This is a genomic window from Lysinibacillus sp. CNPSo 3705, assembly GCF_028674935.1.
In the GTDB taxonomy this organism is placed as follows: Bacteria; Bacillota; Bacilli; order Bacillales_A; family Planococcaceae; genus Lysinibacillus.
The window spans coordinates 46728-64693 of sequence record NZ_JAQZSD010000011.1; the positions used below are offsets into that span (position 1 = coordinate 46728).

Annotated in this window: 18 protein-coding genes; 10 read left to right on the forward strand and 8 right to left on the reverse strand. The window is 37.0% G+C overall.

The features are described from left to right. Positions 1-168: 168 nt before the first annotated feature. The 4 genes from PVA17_RS07095 to PVA17_RS07110 form a co-directional block, all read right to left on the reverse strand. Positions 169-1083, reverse strand: a complete 915-nt coding sequence (locus PVA17_RS07095; protein WP_132358834.1) for a DMT family transporter — start codon at positions 1081-1083, stop codon at positions 169-171. Between the two features lie 203 nt (positions 1084-1286). Next, positions 1287-2537 carry a glutamate-5-semialdehyde dehydrogenase gene (locus PVA17_RS07100; protein WP_274067280.1) on the reverse strand — a complete coding sequence of 417 codons (1251 nt, stop codon included), beginning with the start codon at positions 2535-2537 and terminating at the stop codon, positions 1287-1289. A 12-nt stretch (positions 2538-2549) separates the two neighbouring features. Beyond that, positions 2550-3644: a glutamate 5-kinase gene (gene proB, locus PVA17_RS07105; RefSeq protein ID WP_132358830.1), complete on the reverse strand. Its 1095-nt coding sequence runs from the start codon at positions 3642-3644 to the stop codon at positions 2550-2552. A gap of 474 nt (positions 3645-4118) precedes the next feature. Then, positions 4119-4502 (reverse strand): sodium:proton antiporter, encoded by a 384-nt coding sequence (locus tag PVA17_RS07110; protein WP_132358828.1) that lies wholly within the window; start codon positions 4500-4502, stop codon positions 4119-4121. Between the two features lie 278 nt (positions 4503-4780). Between PVA17_RS07110 and PVA17_RS07115 the strand changes: the two genes are divergently transcribed. Next, the gene (locus tag PVA17_RS07115) at positions 4781-5404 is read left to right on the forward strand and encodes a LysE family translocator (protein ID WP_132358826.1); all 624 of its coding nucleotides are present in this window, start codon (positions 4781-4783) and stop codon (positions 5402-5404) included. Positions 5405-5418: 14 nt separating this feature from the next. Next, complete coding sequence (locus tag PVA17_RS07120) at positions 5419-6216, forward strand: DUF1835 domain-containing protein (RefSeq protein ID WP_132358824.1); 798 nt, start codon at positions 5419-5421, stop codon at positions 6214-6216. A gap of 137 nt (positions 6217-6353) precedes the next feature. On the opposite strand, the gene PVA17_RS07125 is transcribed toward PVA17_RS07120, so the two are convergent. Next, a complete protein-coding gene (locus tag PVA17_RS07125) occupies positions 6354-7232 on the reverse strand; it encodes a LysR family transcriptional regulator (RefSeq protein WP_132358822.1) in 879 nt (292 codons plus the stop codon). Between the two features lie 425 nt (positions 7233-7657). On the opposite strand from PVA17_RS07125, the gene PVA17_RS07130 reads away from it, so the two are divergent. After that, a complete protein-coding gene (locus PVA17_RS07130) occupies positions 7658-8410 on the forward strand; it encodes an alpha/beta hydrolase (protein WP_132358820.1) in 753 nt (250 codons plus the stop codon). A gap of 222 nt (positions 8411-8632) precedes the next feature. Beyond that, a complete protein-coding gene (gene brnQ, locus PVA17_RS07135) occupies positions 8633-9991 on the forward strand; it encodes a branched-chain amino acid transport system II carrier protein (protein ID WP_132358818.1) in 1359 nt (452 codons plus the stop codon). Between the two features lie 52 nt (positions 9992-10043). On the opposite strand, the gene PVA17_RS07140 is transcribed toward brnQ, so the two are convergent. Next, positions 10044-10802, reverse strand: coding sequence for an SDR family oxidoreductase (locus tag PVA17_RS07140; protein WP_132358816.1), 759 nt, complete (start codon positions 10800-10802; stop codon positions 10044-10046). 196 nt (positions 10803-10998) lie between these two features. Here PVA17_RS07140 and PVA17_RS07145 point away from each other — a divergent pair, with 196 nt between their 5' ends. Beyond that, positions 10999-11568 (forward strand): TetR/AcrR family transcriptional regulator, encoded by a 570-nt coding sequence (locus PVA17_RS07145; protein ID WP_274067281.1) that lies wholly within the window; start codon positions 10999-11001, stop codon positions 11566-11568. 371 nt (positions 11569-11939) lie between these two features. On the opposite strand, the gene PVA17_RS07150 is transcribed toward PVA17_RS07145, so the two are convergent. Both PVA17_RS07150 and PVA17_RS07155 read right to left on the reverse strand, forming a co-directional pair. Further along, entirely contained in the window at positions 11940-13145 is a 1206-nt protein-coding gene (locus PVA17_RS07150) for a YhgE/Pip domain-containing protein (RefSeq protein WP_132358812.1), read from the reverse strand. A 55-nt stretch (positions 13146-13200) separates the two neighbouring features. Then, on the reverse strand, positions 13201-13782 hold the full coding sequence (locus tag PVA17_RS07155; RefSeq protein WP_132358810.1) for a TetR/AcrR family transcriptional regulator: 582 nt from the start codon (positions 13780-13782) through the stop codon (positions 13201-13203). Between the two features lie 450 nt (positions 13783-14232). On the opposite strand from PVA17_RS07155, the gene PVA17_RS07160 reads away from it, so the two are divergent. The 5 genes from PVA17_RS07160 (at position 14233) to PVA17_RS07180 (ending at position 17940) form a co-directional block, all read left to right on the forward strand. Then, positions 14233-14556, forward strand: coding sequence for a PadR family transcriptional regulator (locus PVA17_RS07160; RefSeq protein WP_132358807.1), 324 nt, complete (start codon positions 14233-14235; stop codon positions 14554-14556). Continuing rightward, the gene (locus PVA17_RS07165) at positions 14549-15085 is read left to right on the forward strand and encodes a DUF2812 domain-containing protein (RefSeq protein WP_274067282.1); all 537 of its coding nucleotides are present in this window, start codon (positions 14549-14551) and stop codon (positions 15083-15085) included. The genes PVA17_RS07160 and PVA17_RS07165 overlap by 8 nt, the downstream gene beginning before the upstream one ends. Positions 15086-15264: 179 nt before the next feature. Continuing rightward, positions 15265-15795, forward strand: a complete 531-nt coding sequence (locus PVA17_RS07170) for a DUF2812 domain-containing protein (protein WP_274067283.1) — start codon at positions 15265-15267, stop codon at positions 15793-15795. An 11-nt stretch (positions 15796-15806) separates the two neighbouring features. After that, a complete protein-coding gene (locus PVA17_RS07175) occupies positions 15807-16712 on the forward strand; it encodes an ABC transporter ATP-binding protein (RefSeq protein WP_274067284.1) in 906 nt (301 codons plus the stop codon). Next, positions 16690-17940, forward strand: a complete 1251-nt coding sequence (locus tag PVA17_RS07180; protein ID WP_274067285.1) for an ABC transporter permease — start codon at positions 16690-16692, stop codon at positions 17938-17940. Before PVA17_RS07175 ends, PVA17_RS07180 begins: the two co-directional genes overlap by 23 nt. Positions 17941-17966: the final 26 nt, after the last annotated feature.

A 17966-nucleotide genomic window follows, 5' to 3' on the forward strand; every position in this document is an offset into this window, starting at 1 on the left:
ACGACATTGGCGGCTCTCTCCGTCACTTTGACCTTTCTATCTGTCGCTCTGCACAATGCATCCGTCGCTCAGCATGACCGTTCCGTCAAGTACTTAGACTGAGTTCCTTATTTCAGTAGATGTTTAGATATCACCTGAAAAGGAACCATACCTTCCGTCTTTTCACCTTTAGAGGTGGGTGGGGTCTGTAGCTGACGCTTCGCTTCTGCTACGAGGCACACGCTTTTTCTTCGGTACGTAAATTGTGTAAAAAATCCCACCAAAAATTAATACAATACCAGCTGTTTGCATGAAGCTCGGCATAAAATCAAGCAATAGCATATCAAGCAATATAGCCACAACTGGGTCAACAAATACTAATACTGAAACTAGAATGGTAGAAAGGCTACGAATACTATCAAAAAATAAATAGTAAACAAATCCTGTATGAATAAAGCCCGTCCCTAAAATATATAGCCAGTTTGTTGTCGTTAAGCTCTCAAATAATGAAAAATTAACAAATGGCAATAGTATGATAATTCCGACTGTGGTTTGGATATATGTTAAGGCATAGGAGCTAAGCTTTGTGATCGTTTTACTTGTGAGCATCGTAAACGCGTAAAACAATGCAGACAGTAATGCCCAAATAAAACCTGACTTCATAAATTCAGAGAGTGACATAAAATTATTTAAACCGATAATGAGCATACTGCCTATAAAGCAGGTTACTGTTGCTAGCAATGCTTGAATAGTCATCTTTTCTTTTAAAAACAATGCGCCAAATATTAATACGAATATTGGTGCTAAATTATAGATTGAAATGGCAATGGAAATTGACATTTCTTCAAAGGCTTTAAATAAAAATACCCAGTTTAAGACAATAAAGACACCGCATAGAAGTGTGCGTGATATTTCTTTTTTATCCCATATCTCTGTTTTATGACCACCTGTGATCAGCCACATTCCTCCTAAAAAGAGGGTAGCGCAAATACATCTAACAAATACTAGCTCGGTAGCAGGTACGCCAGTATGAACGGTAAAAAACCCAATAGAGCCAAAAAGGGCCATTGATACAGTTAGTTTGATAATCGCTGAAATGTTCATCCAAAACCTTCTTTCTATAAAATTATGATAGGGGGAAACTTAACGTCTCCGTTTTCAAAGTTTTCCCTTAGGTAGAGTTAGTAACTGCTCGGCTAATAGAAGATCTGCGCAGGTTTAGATTCAAACTGCCTCATCTTGGAGATTACTAGAAAGAAGGCCGACAGTTGACACACGCTGCCGACTCTTCATTAATAGTTTTGCAATTATTCCCGGATTTGGCCGTTACCGTGAATGAAATACTTTGTTGATGTTAATGCTGGTAAACCCATTGGACCCCGAGCGTGTAATTTTTGCGTACTAATGCCGATTTCTGCACCGTAGCCAAATTCAAAACCGTCTGTGAAGCGAGTGGAGGCATTGTGATAAACAGCTGCAGCATCCACGCTATTTAAGAACGTATCTGCTACTAACTGATCCTCAGTCATGATGGCTTCAGAGTGGTTCGTGCCGTATTTATTAATGTGTTCGATTGCTTCATAAACGTTTTCCACAATTTTAACGCTGATCTTTAAATCTAAATATTCAGTTGCATAGTCTTCAGCTGTTGCTAGTTGAGCGAATTCAAGAGCTTGACAAACAGTTTCATCACCAATAATTGTCACACCTGCTTGATGCATAGCATTTAGTAGCTGTTTGCCGTGCTCCTTAAACCAATCAGGATGAATAAGTAAGCTTTCCGCTGCATTACAAACCGATGGGCGTTGCGTTTTCGCATTGATACAAATTTTTTCTGTTTTTATGTAATCGGCCGAATGGTCCACATAAATATGACAGTTGCCAGCACCTGTCTCTAGCACTGGTACAGTGGCTTCATTTACTACTAAATCAATAAGTGCTTTTCCGCCACGAGGGATTAATACATCTAAGTATTCTTTTAAATGGAATAATTCTTTAACAGTTTCACGATTCGTATCCTCGATTAATTGTACAGCGTCCACAGGGATAGACGTTTTGCTAAGTGCACGATGTATACTTGCCACAAGTGCTACATTAGAAAATTTGGCAGAAGAGCTGCCACGTAAAATGACTGCATTACCTGTTTTCAATGATAATGTTGCCGCATCCACTGTCACATTAGGTCGCGCCTCGTAAATCATCCCGATAACGCCAATTGGCACTTGACGTTTTTCAATCAATAGTCCATTATCTTTTTCTATTCTCTCTAGAAGACTACCTACTGGATCATTTAATTCAACAAGTAACTGAATAGCACTTGACATAGCTTCCACTCGTTCTTTATTTAGCATGATGCGATCAAGTGTAGAAGCAGGCATTCCCTGTTTCTCACCATGAGCTAAATCCTTTGCATTTTCAACAATGATAGTGTCTTGGTCAATGATTAATTGCTCAGCAATTTTTGTGAGAGCCTCATTTTTTTCGCAAGTTGTTTTAATATTTAAAATATAGCTGGCGGCTTTTGCTAGCTTTCCTTTTTGTTGAACTTCACTTGTCATGTGAATTCCTCCTTAGTTTGTTTGAATTTTTAGCCATTTATCTCGGTGAATGACCTCAATAGGATAATTCGCTAACTCATCTGTACGTTTTCCCATCGCATGTGCTAACTCTAGGGAAGAATATAAAACCTCACCACGCCCAAGCAGTCCCTTGTCACTGTGTACCTCGACAACGTCTCCATTTTCGAAGTCGCCTTCAACACGGTATACACCAGCGGGTAACAAGCTTTTTCCATTTGCCAATAAGGCATGCTCAGCACCGCTATCTATAAAAATTTTACCAGATACTTCCGTGAGTGCAATCCACTGTTTATTATTTGTTAAAACAGCCAGCGCATCATGCTCAACGTATGTACCATCACCATGTCCTTTCAAGATGTCGACAAGCTTTTTAGCACCGTGCCCAGTCCCAATAAATACTTTGACACCTGCATTTAATGCTGCTCGGGCTGCCAGTAATTTGGATTCCATACCACCTGTACCGACCTTCGAGCCTGCACCGTCTGCAAAACCAAGCATCTCATCAGATACCTCTGTTAAACGATCAATTCGTTTGGCATGTGGGTTTTTAGTTGGATTGGCGTTATACAAACCATTGATGTCTGTTAAGATAATGAGCTGATCGGCATGAACAAGGCCACTTACTAGTGCCGATAACATGTCGTTATCTCCAAAGGTTAATTCGCTAACAGATACTGTATCGTTTTCGTTAACGATTGGTAGTATGGAGCGCTCAAATAATTCTTCAAATGTAGCATAGGCATTTTTATAGCGCTCCTTTTTTGAAAAATCAGTACGCGTTAATAAAATTTGAGCAGGTACAATATCATATATGCTAAATAGCGCATTGTAAATTTGAATAAGTAAACTTTGGCCAACTGCTGCCGCAGCCTGCTTTCCTTTTACTGTGACGGGACGAGAAGGGTACCCTAGCTGTTTAAAGCCTGCTGCAACTGCACCTGATGAAACAAGCAATACTTCATGACCGTCTTTTTTTAATTCAGCTATCGCTTGAACATGGTCCATTAAACGTATTTTATCAATTTCACCTTTTGCATTTGTTAAGGAGCTACTCCCAATTTTGACGACGATTCTTTTTCTTTCCATTGCAATACCTCCAATTCGCCATTACATTTGCATTATGATTTAAACATTAAGATTCGCTAAAAATAAAAAAACCTTTTCATCCTAATAATTAGGACGAAAAGGTTTGCTTTCCGTGGTACCACCTACATTGAACGTCATTGACATTCCACTTTACTCATAACGCTTGAGACTGCGCCTAGGTTAGCTAGGACGTATTACGAAGTAGGTTCTTTAGTCTTTCTTGTGCAATGCCTTACAGCCGATGGGCATCGCTCTCTGATCAAGTAGTTTCTAGGTACTAGTCTTCGCCGCTTTTATTTTTATAATTGAAAATCTTTTTTGAATGATGTTTCATTCCTCAAAAAGTAATTGAATAAAGAATGCACTACTTTCACAAGTCTGTCAAGCTGATTAGGAATGTTAATAAAAAGTTTCGAAAATAAGTAGGTAATACTGAACAATCGAGGGTACGTGAAGAGGGAAGCACAACTTTGTTTAATTGTACCACCAGATTGCGACTAATAGTGGGAGCATCGCTATAACAATTACGAAAAAGCTCCATAATAATTGCTTTCCTGAAGACATATTTTTAGGTTTTATACTCATTTGTTCATATAGTTCGTTGATGGCACGTTGTTCTTTAGCATATAGCATAGTTTGAAATTCATCGTAATCTTGAATATAACTTGAAGGGGTGCGAGGGCTAAAACGTAAACTTCGAATATCATCAGTAATCTCTTTGTCACCCATAAAGTAAGTAATAACTGGCGCTAACCCTGAATTTTGTGTAGCTTGTACCTCGATATCATGTGTTTTCATTTTATAATAGACATTTCCCTGCTCGTCTTCATATTGCTTTACAATATCACTTACTGCCAACGACAAACACCTCTTTCTCCAAAACGATACGACCTTTACGTAATGATAATATCCATTATAATGTATTAAAAGAGAAAAGTGTTGCATAAGCGAGCATAATTGGTTAGACATTTTTTGTGAAAATTGAGAAATAGAGAATCGTCGTGTAGTATAATGGAAATAAAACCACATTATAATAGTTCTTTTCTAAAAGTAATTGTTTATTACGGAAAGTCGGGTGTGACATTTTGGTAAAATATTATGAGCCTATTTAAAAGTAATGGAAAGAAGGGGTAGTATTGACGTTTTCAACGTTATTGGCGTTTTTAGGAGCAGCAATTATTTTAACATTAATGCCTGGGCCAGATAATTTATTTGTTCTTGCGCAAAGTATTACACAGGATAAAAAGGCTGGTATAGCAACATCACTTGGTCTTTGCACAGGTTTGCTCGTTCATATAGGAGCGGCTGTTCTAGGAATCTCAGCGATTATTTATCAATCAACAGTAATTTTTTCTATTGTTAAGTTTGCAGGAGCAGCGTATTTATTGTATTTAGCTTGGCAATCGTTTCGTGCGAAAGGTGATCCATTTACATTGGAACAGCAAAATGAACAAGCCTATATAACGTTATATCGAAAAGGCATTTTAATGAATATTTTAAATCCAAAAGTTTCTTTATTTTTCTTAGCACTATTGCCACAGTTTGTAAATCCTTCTAATGGCCATGTAGGTTTACAAATGTTAATTTTGGGTTTTGTATTTTTAGTACAAGCGCTTTTACTATTTTCATTATTTAGCATTTTTGCCGGTAAAGTAAGGGAGATGATTATTGGTAAGCCTGCAATTGCTAAACGATTAAATATGATTCAAGGCGTACTTTTCACTTTTATTGGGATACAAATAGCGCTGAGTAAACAGTAAATTGGGGGATTTTTATGGCGATTTTACATATAACGTTTAGCTTATCTACACAAGGTTCGATAAAGCATGCAATACGACAGCATCATTTACAACGAGATGAATCAGTGCTTAGTGTCCATGAGATTTTCTCGATTGGTCCACTAAGCAGCCCAGAAGAACGAAAAAACTGGTTAGAAGCCTATATCTTTAGGGACAATGAAGAACGTGAGTTGTACGAGGATCTTCAACAAGTATGGAAGAAAAAAATTGCAGCTTTACCGTGCGATGTCGATGTCTGGGTTTGGTACAGCCAAAGTACCCATGAAGCGATTGGGTTACGTCTTGTTATGAGCGAATTGATCAATAAATGTAGTATGGTATATGGGATTGATGCTACAGAGGGCCTAAAGCGTGTACAGCCAAACTTGAGGATCCGTCAATCAGGTGAACTTTCAGCAGATTTGCTCATGAAACTCCGTTCTGAGGCAAAGCGCTTTTCTATTGATGAGTGTCAGCAACTTGCAAAGGAATGGGAAGAGCTGAAACAAAACCATAGTACACTGCGAATTTGGCAAGATGGAATTGTACATGTTGCGGAAGACGCATTGGATCCAATTATTATGGAATGTGCGAAAAGAGCCCATGCCGAACTAAATGAAGAATGGCTTATACCGATGCGTATCATCGGTGAAACACTCGGCGCAATTGATGACTATTTAAGTGAAGAGTTTGTGGAGAAACGCCTGCTGACCCTTGCAAAGCAGGGGCTTTTTGAGCTTAATGGAGATACGACAGATATGTATTCGTATCAATTAAAATATGTAGTGAAATAAAGTAGCATCTTTACAGTAACCACCTTTTTATTTGGAGAAGGTGGTTTATTGTTGTGATCTTTATGGAACGCTCTTCGTAAATAAAAAAAGCGAGTAACCATTGTTACTCACTTGGGTACAAATTTAATGACTAGCCATTACTTTTCGTAAAAATTGAATACAAATTGTTGAAATTGCCTTGCTGAAGGTGGAAGATATCGATTTTCAATCCAAGCCATACCTATTATCCGTTCACAAACCATATCCTCTACACGAATTTTAGCTAATTTATTTGGATTCAAATCTTCATCCACAGGTAGCAACGAGACGCCAAGCCCAGCACCTACAAAACCAGCAACTGTTGATACCTCATCACCTTCAAAAGTAATCTTCGGTTTAATACCTGCAGCATTTAATAATTTATCAGCTGTACGGCGCAATGCGTAACCCTTTTTCATTAGAACAAAATTCTCATGCTCAAGTTCCTTCATTTTAATACTCGTCCGGTTAGCGAATGGATGGTCGATCGGCACCATAATAAAAAGCTCATCACGCCACAGCTCCTTCCAGCAAACAGGCGGCTCCGTGTCAATCGATGCAAGTAAACAAAGGTCTAACTCTCCCGCAAGTAATTGCTTAAGCTGAGAATGTGAGTAATTTTGTGTAAAGTGAAAGCGTATATGTGGATGATTCTGTCGGAAAGCGCGAATCAAGTCAGGTACGATGCTAGTCCCTAGTGTATGTAAAAAACCGAGTGATACATCTCCTAGCTCTGGATTATTGAGCTCCTGTAATTCTAAAACGGCTTTTTCATACTCTTTACGCATACGTTGGACACGGTACAAAAAAAGCTCGCCATATCGGTTAAGCATAATCGAACGTCCTTGACGGTCGAACAAGGGTACGCCTAATTCCTCTTCAAGCTTTGAAATCGAACGACTTAATGCCGGTTGAGATATCGCTAATGCTTCAGCTGCACGAGTCATATGCTCAAGCTTTGCTACTGTAGCAAAGTATTCCAATTGCTGCCATTCCATTATTTCACCTCTATTCCCGTTATTTTTGAGTTAACAGCATTATAACGGTAAAAGAGTAGGAAGTATAGGCACATAAAGTGAAACTTTTTCCCACTCAATAATTAATCTTCACCAATCGCGCTTTTTGGGCAGTTTATCCCTCACCTAACTTCTTTGAAATCACAAAATTTTGACTTCTTTTTTGCTACAGATAAGTTAGGCCAGTTAATGCTAGAAAAAAGATTTTAATAACTTTGCTCTTGAAAAATGAAATGCAAAAATAAAAGGTACAAAAAGCGTTATATAACAGTCATTAACCTCACATCGTTAATGCATGAAACACATTAATATGATAAAAACTATAAATTGTACATTATGAATAAACGGTGTTAAGATAGACACATAAATTACACAATTACAAATTTCCGTGAAGGGGATACTATAAAATGAATTTAACTAAGCCACAACCTCTAACTATTGAGGGAGGCAAAAAAGCCGTACTATTATTGCATGGATTCACAGGTAGCACAAAAGATGTGAAAAAGCTAGGAGAATTTTTATCAAAACGTGGTTATACGGTTCATGCACCGATTTATAGTGGGCATGGTGTAGAACCAGAAGCGTTACTTGAAACAAGACCAGAAGACTGGTGGAACGATGTTGTGGAAGGTTATAACTTCTTAAAAAGTAAAGGCTATGAGGAAATTGCTGTAGCAGGGATTTCACTTGGCGGTGTATTTTCTTTAAAAGTAGCGGAGACGTTTCCAGTTAAAGCAGTTGTTGCAATGTGTGCACCGATAACACGCGACAATTCTAAAGGTTTATTTACTCGACTTTATCATTACGCTCGTTTATATAAACATTTTGAAAATAAATCAAAAGATCAAATTATTTCTGAATTACATGAACTACGTATTACACCAAAGGATTCATTAGACGGTGTTACTCGTTTAACTACAGAAACACGCGATGAATTATCTACAATTAAAGCACCTACATTAGTATTACAAGGTTCATTAGATGATGAACTTTATCAAGAAAGTGCACCATTCATTTTAGATACTGTAGAAACTGATGATAAAGAGATTATTTGGTATGAAAATTCAGGTCATATTATAACTTTAGATAAAGAACGTGAAAAAGTGTATGAGGACGTATACAAGTTTTTAGATCACATAGATTGGTCTGTAGCAAACTAAGGAGCTGTCAGCAGACAGCTCTTTTTAGTTTTCTCTATTCACACCCGAAAGAAGTTCTCACTTCCACGTGAAGGTGTATGACAGCACCAGTGAAAAGTTTAAAAGGAAAAAACAACTATTGTTTTTTAAATAAATGCTATGTTAATATAGTGGAATTGTAATGAGAAATCTCTTCATATAAATTGTATGCAATGGTTAAATACATCTAAGGAGTACATCAAAATGCAACAGAAAATACCTTTTTCAACATATGCAGTCATTGGTACAATGCTTTTCGGACTGTATTTTGGAGCAGGCAATCTTATTTTTCCAATTCAGCTTGGACAATTAGCAGGGACTAACTTTTGGTTTGGCTTAATTGGATTTTTAGTAACAGCTATCGGTTTACCGTTTTTAGGCATTCTAGCTATCGGTTTATCAGGTAGTAACGGTTTGCGTGACTTAGCGAGCCGTGTTCACCCATTATTCGGCGTCATCTTTTCATTAGCCCTCTATTTAACGATTGGTCCTTTTTTTGCGATTCCACGTACAGCGACAGTTCCGTTTGTTGTTGGCTTTGAACCGTATATACAAGCGGAGCATACAACACTTTTACTTGCTTTATTTAGCTTCGTATTTTTTGCCATCGTTTTTTATTTCTCATTGAATCCAGCGAAAATTATGGATTATATCGGAAAATATTTAACACCAGCATTTTTGATTGTGTTATTTATTTTAATTATTATTAGTATTGTAAAACCGATGGGCCATTTCCAGCAGCCAATCGGAGATTATATTGATTCGGCATTTATGACAGGCTTTAAAGAAGGCTATAACACAATGGATGCTTTAGCCTCATTAGCTTTTGGTATCGTTGTAATTAACGCAATTAAAAGCGCAGGGATATCAGATAGAAAGGAAATTGCTAAAGCAACGTGGAAATCTGGTATTTTCGCCATGGCATTAATGACGTTAATATACGGTTTAATAACGTATATGGGGGCATCGAGTATTGAAGCTATTGGTACATTTGATAACGGTGGCTTAATATTTGCCGCAGTGGCCGATCACTATTTTGGATCATACGGGGCTATTTTATTAGCAGTTATAATTGTCCTTGCTTGTTTAAAGACAAGTATTGGCTTAATCACATCTTGTAGTGAATTTTTCCACGAAGTGTTCCCGAAATTAAGCTATAAATGGTTTGTTTTTTTATTGTGCGTTGTGTCATTTACAATCGCCAACTTCGGATTAACGAATATTATAAAGTTTGCTATTCCAGTGCTGATGTTCTTATATCCGCTAGCAATTGTCTTAATTGTCCTTGCATTATGCTCATCACTATTTAAAAATAAGCAAACAGTATATGCAATTACTATGATTTTCACAATTTTTATTAGTGTAATTGATGGTTATAAAGCGTTAGTGGGTAGCATTCCTGCCGCGAAATTGGGTATTTTTGATGCGATTGAAAAAGCTTATTCCAACTTATTACCTTTTTACGATATGGGCTTAGGATGGATATTACCAGCGTTAATTGGTGCTTTTATAGGATGCTTATTCCCAGCAAGAAGAGCAGATGAAAATTTAAATATAAAATAATCAAAAGCACGCACAATGGATTTTATGTGCGTGCTTTTTCGTATGGTGAAGCTTAGTAAGCTGTCCAGCCACCATCTACAGTAATTACTTGTCCGTTGACAAAACTTGCCTCTTCTGAGCCAAGGAATATAGCGAGCTGAGCAATTTCCTCAGGTTGTCCTGCACGTGGGTTAATAGCTAAACCTAGTGCTTGGCGAGCTGCACCTGTTTGACTCACATTTGTCATGGAAGAGGCTATGTTTGTGATCACTGCACCTGGAGCGATACCATTACAGCGAATATTTTTATCTGCATACATAAATGCTGTATTTTTTGTTAGACCAACAACAGCATGCTTAGAAGCAGTATAGGCAGCCCCAGCACGAGCGCCATATAAACCACCAGCAGAGATATTGTTTACAATGACTCCATGTCCTTGGGCAAGGAAAATCTCTGTTGCCATACGCATCGAACGCATTACGGCAGTTGTATTCACCGCGAATACTTTGTCCCAACGTTCATCAGAAACTTCACCGACTGGTTCCATGCCATCCATAATACCAGCATTATTCACTAGAATATCTAATTTGCCATAAGCGTTTTTTGTTTCATCAAATAAGCGTTGTAGGTCTTCTGTTGAGGTAACATTCGTTTGAATAGCGATCGCTGAGCCACCAGTTGCTTGGATACCCGCAACAACTGCTTGTGCACCTTCTAAATTTAAGTCAGAAACTACGACCTTTGCTCCTTCTTTGGCATAGCCCTCTGCAATTGCTTTACCCATACCTGACGCTGCACCTGTTACGATGGCTACTTTATCGTCTAATCTCATCTCAAAAACCTCCTATAATTTATGTTCTTGCACCAGCGTTTGTTCCAGTGAATTCGAGGATATAAAATGTTAAATATTGAACATGTGTTCATTAAAATAATATAATAATTTTGTAAGCGATTTCAATGCGCAAAATACTAGGAACTGTTCAGTAATCAACACATCTAAAAAATCTGTTTAGTAAGGGGGAAAAAATTTGGGCGCTAACGATTTAAGAGTTGTCAAAACGAAGCAAGCATTACATAATGCTTTACTAACGTTATTGAGTGAGAAGCCTTTAGAAAACATTACAATCGCAGAAATTTGTCGGGTCGCAAAGTTAAATAGGGGTACTTTCTACTTGCACTATGAGCAAAAGGAAGGCCTATTTGAGGAATACTTTCAGGAAATTATGAGGGATTTGAATAATTCCTATGAAGAACCGTACCGTGCAGTAACAACATTGGATAAAAATCAAATAGATCCAAATACTATTCGTATTTTTCATCATATTGAGCGCTTTAAAATGTTCTATCGTATTGTTTTTTCCAAGAATGTACCGCTGACATACTATTACATGTTATTTGATGGCATTTTTGCTCTACTAAAAAGAGATATCGCACTCCATAATAAAGTACATGATGAGATATCCATTGAGTATTATAGTGCGTATCAAGCAAACGCAATCATTGGCCTAATCATTCAATGGTATCGTCAAGATTTTGTAGATAGCGTAAGTACCTTAAATAAACAACTTGCCGGTATTTTGCGAATTGGTGAAAATTGATGAAGGGTTGATTAGAAGTGTAGAATAAATAGGTGAATAGCACTCATTTATCAAAACTAGTATGAATTAATTTGTCATATTAATGTACAGCTCTTTTGCAAAACGAGGGGTTGATTTCCGTTCTGACTGAGTGCTTTGGTTTTAGCCTTCGTTCATCTATATCGCTAATCTCCAAGGAGTCGCTCAGTCTCCACTCCAATCAAGCACTTCGCAAAATAGTGTCTTCTTATGTTGATGGGTAAGCCTGGAACGAAAATCATCTTCATTTTAGGTCTATAATATACATAAATATATCCTTTACCATTTTATTTTTAACTCTAAAAGCGATGTACTGATTCGTTCATTAGTACATCGCTTTTTTTTTGACCTAATTATTGAATAGTAGCAGGGACTATCTGCTCGCGTTCGCTTTGTACTTTTGATTTTTTTAAAGCAACGACGATAGTAGAAATGGTCAATGTTACAGCAATGATCATTCCTAACGAGCTACAATCACTCATTAAATTATCAGTGCTTCCACCAAAAATAATGGTGAAATAGCCATCAGCTCCATAAGTAGCTGGAAGAAGCGACGCTAGTTTATTGTAAAAATCAGATAGCATTGCTTGTGGAACTAGAGCTCCTGAAGTAACAAGCTGCATAGAAAGAGCGCAAATATTAAAAATCATACCCAGATTACCAAAAATGATGATAAAGGCTTGTGCTAGGCAGAGGAAAGCCCAGAACATTAATGCTTGCAAAAGATATACTGATAAAAAATTTACTTGACTTGAAATATTAAATAGATGCATTAAGGCAATCGTTAATAGTGGAAGGGCAAAGGCAACACCAATATTAATAAGCTGTCTCGCTCGGAACAATTGCCACTTCGAAATTGTATGTTGCACAAGTTGTGCAGCCTGCTGATGCTGCATAATCATGACCATTGCACCAACAAATGACGAAATAATAACCATCAATGGCACAAAATTTGCAGCAAACGCTTCAACATTATTCGTTTTAATAATAGTAGAATTTATCGCACGATCCTTGACACTCATAATTGTGGTAGCAACGGCTTCATTAATTTGCGCAGTATTTTGTTCCATTGGAAGCTGTGAGAACTTTTGAGAAAATGCTTCAATGGTTTTGCCCTGTTGTAAAGGGTAAATATTATGGTTAATTTCCTCGGTTACTTGTTTGGCTATTCCTTCCATCATGTTTTTTGCGATACTAGCATTCGCTTGATTAATAGCGTAAATTATTTCAGCCTCTTTACCGGCTTGTAATTGACTCGTAAAATCGCTTGGAATATGGATAATCATATGGATATCACGTCGATTTAATGCTTGCTCAGCTTTGTCAAGAGAAGTGTAATTTTCTAATGTGAAAGGTAGGGTGGCTGTTATTTCATTTACTACTTGTTGCCCCATCTCTGTATCTTCACTAATTAGTCCAATCTTTAAATTGTCTGTTCTGTCATTGATACCATCATAGGCGGTCATCCATACGGAAAAGAAAATAATCTGAAATGCAATTGTGATGACGATGCCAATATAAGTTTCTCGAACTTTAAATAAAGCTTGTAAACCATTCATAAATAGACCTCCGATATAAGTAAGTACTTACTTGCATTGATAGGAAAAATTTTTTCTAGGGAGTCAATCCCCTAGAAAAAATTGAAATACTTGTTTTTAATAAATCTTCAGATGGCATATGAGAAACATTTGTTCCTAAGCGTGCACGTGACATGAAATGACCAAAATTTACAGCAATAAGAGATAACGCTGTTGCTTCAAAGTCAATTTCTCTCATTTTCCCTCTTTCATGCATTTCCTGAAAATAATGAATAAGCTCGTTTTTAATATGCAGTGGGATGTTAGCAATCTCTTCATTAATCTCAGGAAACTGCATGGCTTCTTTAAAGCCGATCATGACAAAGTCTTTAATAGACATTAAAAAGTTAAAATGCTTGATGGAGAAGTTTAGTAAATCCGTTTCCAAATCCCACGTAACATTTTTATTGATCTCTTGCTGTAAAAGAGGGAAATAGGAAAATTGCTCAATAATGGCTTTCAAAATACCACGCTTGTTTCCGAAGTGGCGAAAAATTGTTACTTCATTGACCCCTGCTAATTCAGCGATAGCTTTCGTTGTCGCCGCAGTATAGCCCTTCTCACTAATGAGTTGTAAAGCTGCTTCAGTGATTCGTTCTACGGTGCTTTTTGTTGACAATAGCGTTCTTCCTTTCATGCAAGTAATTACTTACATGCTAGCATATAACAATTTCATACGCAATATAAATATTGAAGGACAGGCGAAATTAGGAAACGTTTAGATGACCGGATTGCCTTGTTAATGCCAAGAACTGCTGAAATGTTCGGGTATCTTAGGAAACTCAAAGAGAATCAAAATATATTGCTTCACTACGTACACGAAAAGCTAGCAGGTGTCGTGCCACACCCGCTGAATAGAGGAACTCATTCTAAGAACGTCACATCCTGTGGCAACGACTGAGTGACCAATGTCGTGTTGGCTAAAAGCTTCCGAAAGCAATTATGCCGGAGTATAATTGAATAACTTTTTATGGAAAAAATAATGTTGACAACTATATCGCCAGCTGATATATTTTAATTGTATCAGCTGACGATATATTGTTGGACGATATAAAAAAGGGGGATTTGTATGACGCAAGAGCACCCGCCATTAACAGAAGGCGTTTATTATATTTTATTAGCTTTATTTAATGCAAGACATGGTTACGGCATCATGCAATTGGTAGAGGAAATGAGTGATGGTCGTGTTCGGCTTGGAGCGGGGACGATTTATGGAGCTATTAAAACTTTACTCGAGCGAGGATGGATTGAGGCGCTTGACGGTGATGGACGAAAAAAGGAGTACATCATTACAGAGAGTGGAAAAAAAGTCGTTGAATACGAAATTTTGAGATTAAGGGAACTTTTTGACAACGGCATCCGTATAACGAGGGAGGATGGAACAAATGAATAAATATCGATTGGCTGTTAACCCGTATGATATTGAGAAATGGGTTAACGATATGGCAAGACAAGGTTGGCATTTAAAAAAGTTCGCTTGGATACGTTTCACATTCGAACGTGGGGAACCAGGTAGCTATATTTATCGGCATGATGAATTAGAGCGCTACGGTGCTTCGTATGAAGACGAATACTTTGAATTTCTGAGGTCCTCAGGAATTGAACAGGTAGATCGTTCTGGCAATCTCGTCTTCTTTAGGAAACTAGCAAATGATGGACCTTTTGAACTTTACTCTGATAAGAAAAATAAAGTTAATAAGCTGTCCCAAAGAATTTCCTTGCTACTATCGCTTATCCTTCTTAATTTGGTTATAGGACTAATTGGTCTGAGTGGGGTTTTTTCAACACACGCAATAGACTGGATGAAATTATCAATGAATATCACTAATATTCTTGTAGTCGTGTTTTTTTCAATTCCATTATTAAAACTTGTTCGTGTGCGCAATAAATTGAAGAAGGATTTAGATCTGTATACAGATTAGTATAGGAGACTGTTCCATTAATGCCAATTAGAAAGCTACATAAGTATGGGATTTCGTATTTGCCTCATAATTATTTTCTGGGAAATCAGAAAAAATAATTAATAGACGATTATCAAAGCGCATATTTAACCAGGAGTTCGCATCAGTTTTATACGATTAAAGATTGGAGGTGGGACTTTATGAAAAAAAGAGTGTATCGTTTTTTTCTCGATTATGAAAAGGAAGAAGCGTGGGTAAATGATATGGCGGAACAAGGTTGGCATCTAAAGCGTACAATGGTGGGATGTTTTATTTTTGAAAAAGGGGAACCTGGTCAATATATTTATCGCAATGAACTAGTCAAAGGCAAAAACCAGGATTACTATGATTTTTTAGATACGATGAATATTGAGTTTGTTTCAAAATTTGGCGTATGGGCTTATTACCGTAAAAAGAAATCAGAAGGTCCATTTGAATTATTTTCAGATAGTTCTTCGAAAATAAAGTATTTAAAATCAATAAGTCGTCTTTTTATATCCGTCGCATTTCTTAATCTATTAATTGGATTTATCAATCTTTATATTGGACTTGGTGAATCAACGGAAAGATTCTTAAATACGGGATTATCATTTATAAATTTTGTAGTCGTAATAATTCTGTGTATGCAAATTTTGAAGGTTGAAAGACGTAAAAAAGGACTACAACAGGAAATACATATATTCGAAGCGTAGGAGGAAAAAGGATGACATTACAATTAGAGCGTGTCACGAAGAAATACAAAGACTTCACAGCAGTGGACAACTTAAATTTCACCATTGAAAAAGGAGAGATTTTTGGGCTGATAGGACAAAACGGAGCGGGTAAAACAACGACGTTCCGAATGATTCTAGATTTACAGGAGACAACGGCGGGTACAATTACGTGGGATGGCAAACCCGTTAATGCCATCAACCGTGATGTACTTGGCTATTTACCTGAGGAACGAGGCATTTTTCCGACGATGAAGGTAGAGGATCAGCTTTACTTTTTTGGCGAGCTACGTGGCATGAAGAAGTCGATGTTAAAGAAGGAGATTGATTATTGGATTAACCGCTTTGAGCTCGAAGAAAGACGGAAAGATAAGGCTGAAACTTTGTCAAAAGGGAACCAGCAAAAAGTACAACTGATTGCTAGCTTTATTCATAAACCGCAGTTCTTAATACTAGACGAACCATTCAGTGGACTTGATCCTGTGAATAAAGATTTACTGAAAGATGCAATATTGCATTTAAAAGAACAGGGCACAACGATTTTGTTCTCTAGTCACCAGATGGATAATGTAGAGGAGCTATGCGATCATCTTTGTCTATTAAAACGAGGAGTCTCTCTGTTTTCAGGTAGTCTACTAGATTTAAAGAAACAATACGGAAAAACTAGATTGGCAGTACGTACAGAATGGTCGACAACTCAATTGTTAACGCTTGAGGGAGTCAAAGATGTTCGTGTGGAGAAAGAGCAAACAGTGCTCACTCTAGAGGATGAGAGCTATGCACAAAGCATTTTCGAGAAGCTTTCCAATGGTAAATATATAGAAAAATTCAGCTTAGATTATTTATCGTTAAATGAAATCTTTAAAGATAAGGTAGGTGGCAACGTTGTCGAAGTTTAATTTGTTAATGAAACAGCTTTACACATCAAAAATAAAATCAAAATCCTTTGTTGTAATGACATGCATTTATATACTTGGGATGTCTGTTGCAGTTTTCTGGTCAGATATTAAAGAGCTTTTTACGGGTGATGATCAAGCGCAACAAATTGCAATCGTCAATGAAACGACAGCTGATTTAAGTGGTCTCTTTGTATCGAATGGCGATATGGAATTTATACAAAATGAATCGAATATATCGAAGCTAGAGAAAAAGGTCAAAGACGAAAAGCTAGATGCAATCGTTACAATAACAGATCAAGATGGACAGCTTCATGCTGAAATTGCCACTTTCACTCCGTTGAAATTAAATGATCAAGGTGCGATAAATTCGATTCTGCAACTTGCTGGTCAAAATTATGCTGTACAACAGTTATCATTAACGCCTGAACAAGCAACTCAAGTTATGGATGCCAAAACGATTATTACTGATAAAAACTTAAATACAGAGTCTACAGGTGGTAAAAGCGAAGAAGAAAAACAATCAGGACAATTTGTATCTTATGCAGTAGGTATTTTAATTTATTTCTTTATTTCTACATTCCTATCTATGATTACAACGGAAATTGCGACTGAAAAAGGTTCACGTGCAATGGAAATGCTACTAGTAAGTGTAAAACCAGCTACCCATTTTAAAGCAAAAATTGCTGGTGTATTATTACTCGCATTAACACAGATGGGTATTATTATAGTTGTCTTCCTAATCTATGCGAAATTTGCGAAAAACGGTGTTATTTGGGATATGGCATCTAGTATCGTTAGTGAATTATCGATTAGTTATGTGATATATGCCGTGCTATTCTTACTATTAACAATTATTCTTTATTTAATTGTTGGTGCATTATTCGGCTCTTTAGTGTCTAAAGTTGAAGAAGCAGGTCAAGTATTAATGCCAGCCATGATGATTACATTAATTGGTTTCTATGTTATGTTATCGGGAATGGGAAATCCGGATACTCTTATCATTAAGATATTCTCTTATATTCCATTTACATCTGGCATGATTATGCCGATGCGTATCGGGGCTACTGATATTGGCGTAATGGTACCACTTCTATCGTTAGGTATTTTAATAGCGACAATTATTGTTGCTTATTTATTCAGTATTTCATTCTATAAACGCAGCGTACTAACATATAGTTCAGGTGGCGTTATTAAGAAAATTAAAACGGTCCTTAAAGTGACTACATGATGAAAGCAGCTATTCTCTGTAAGATT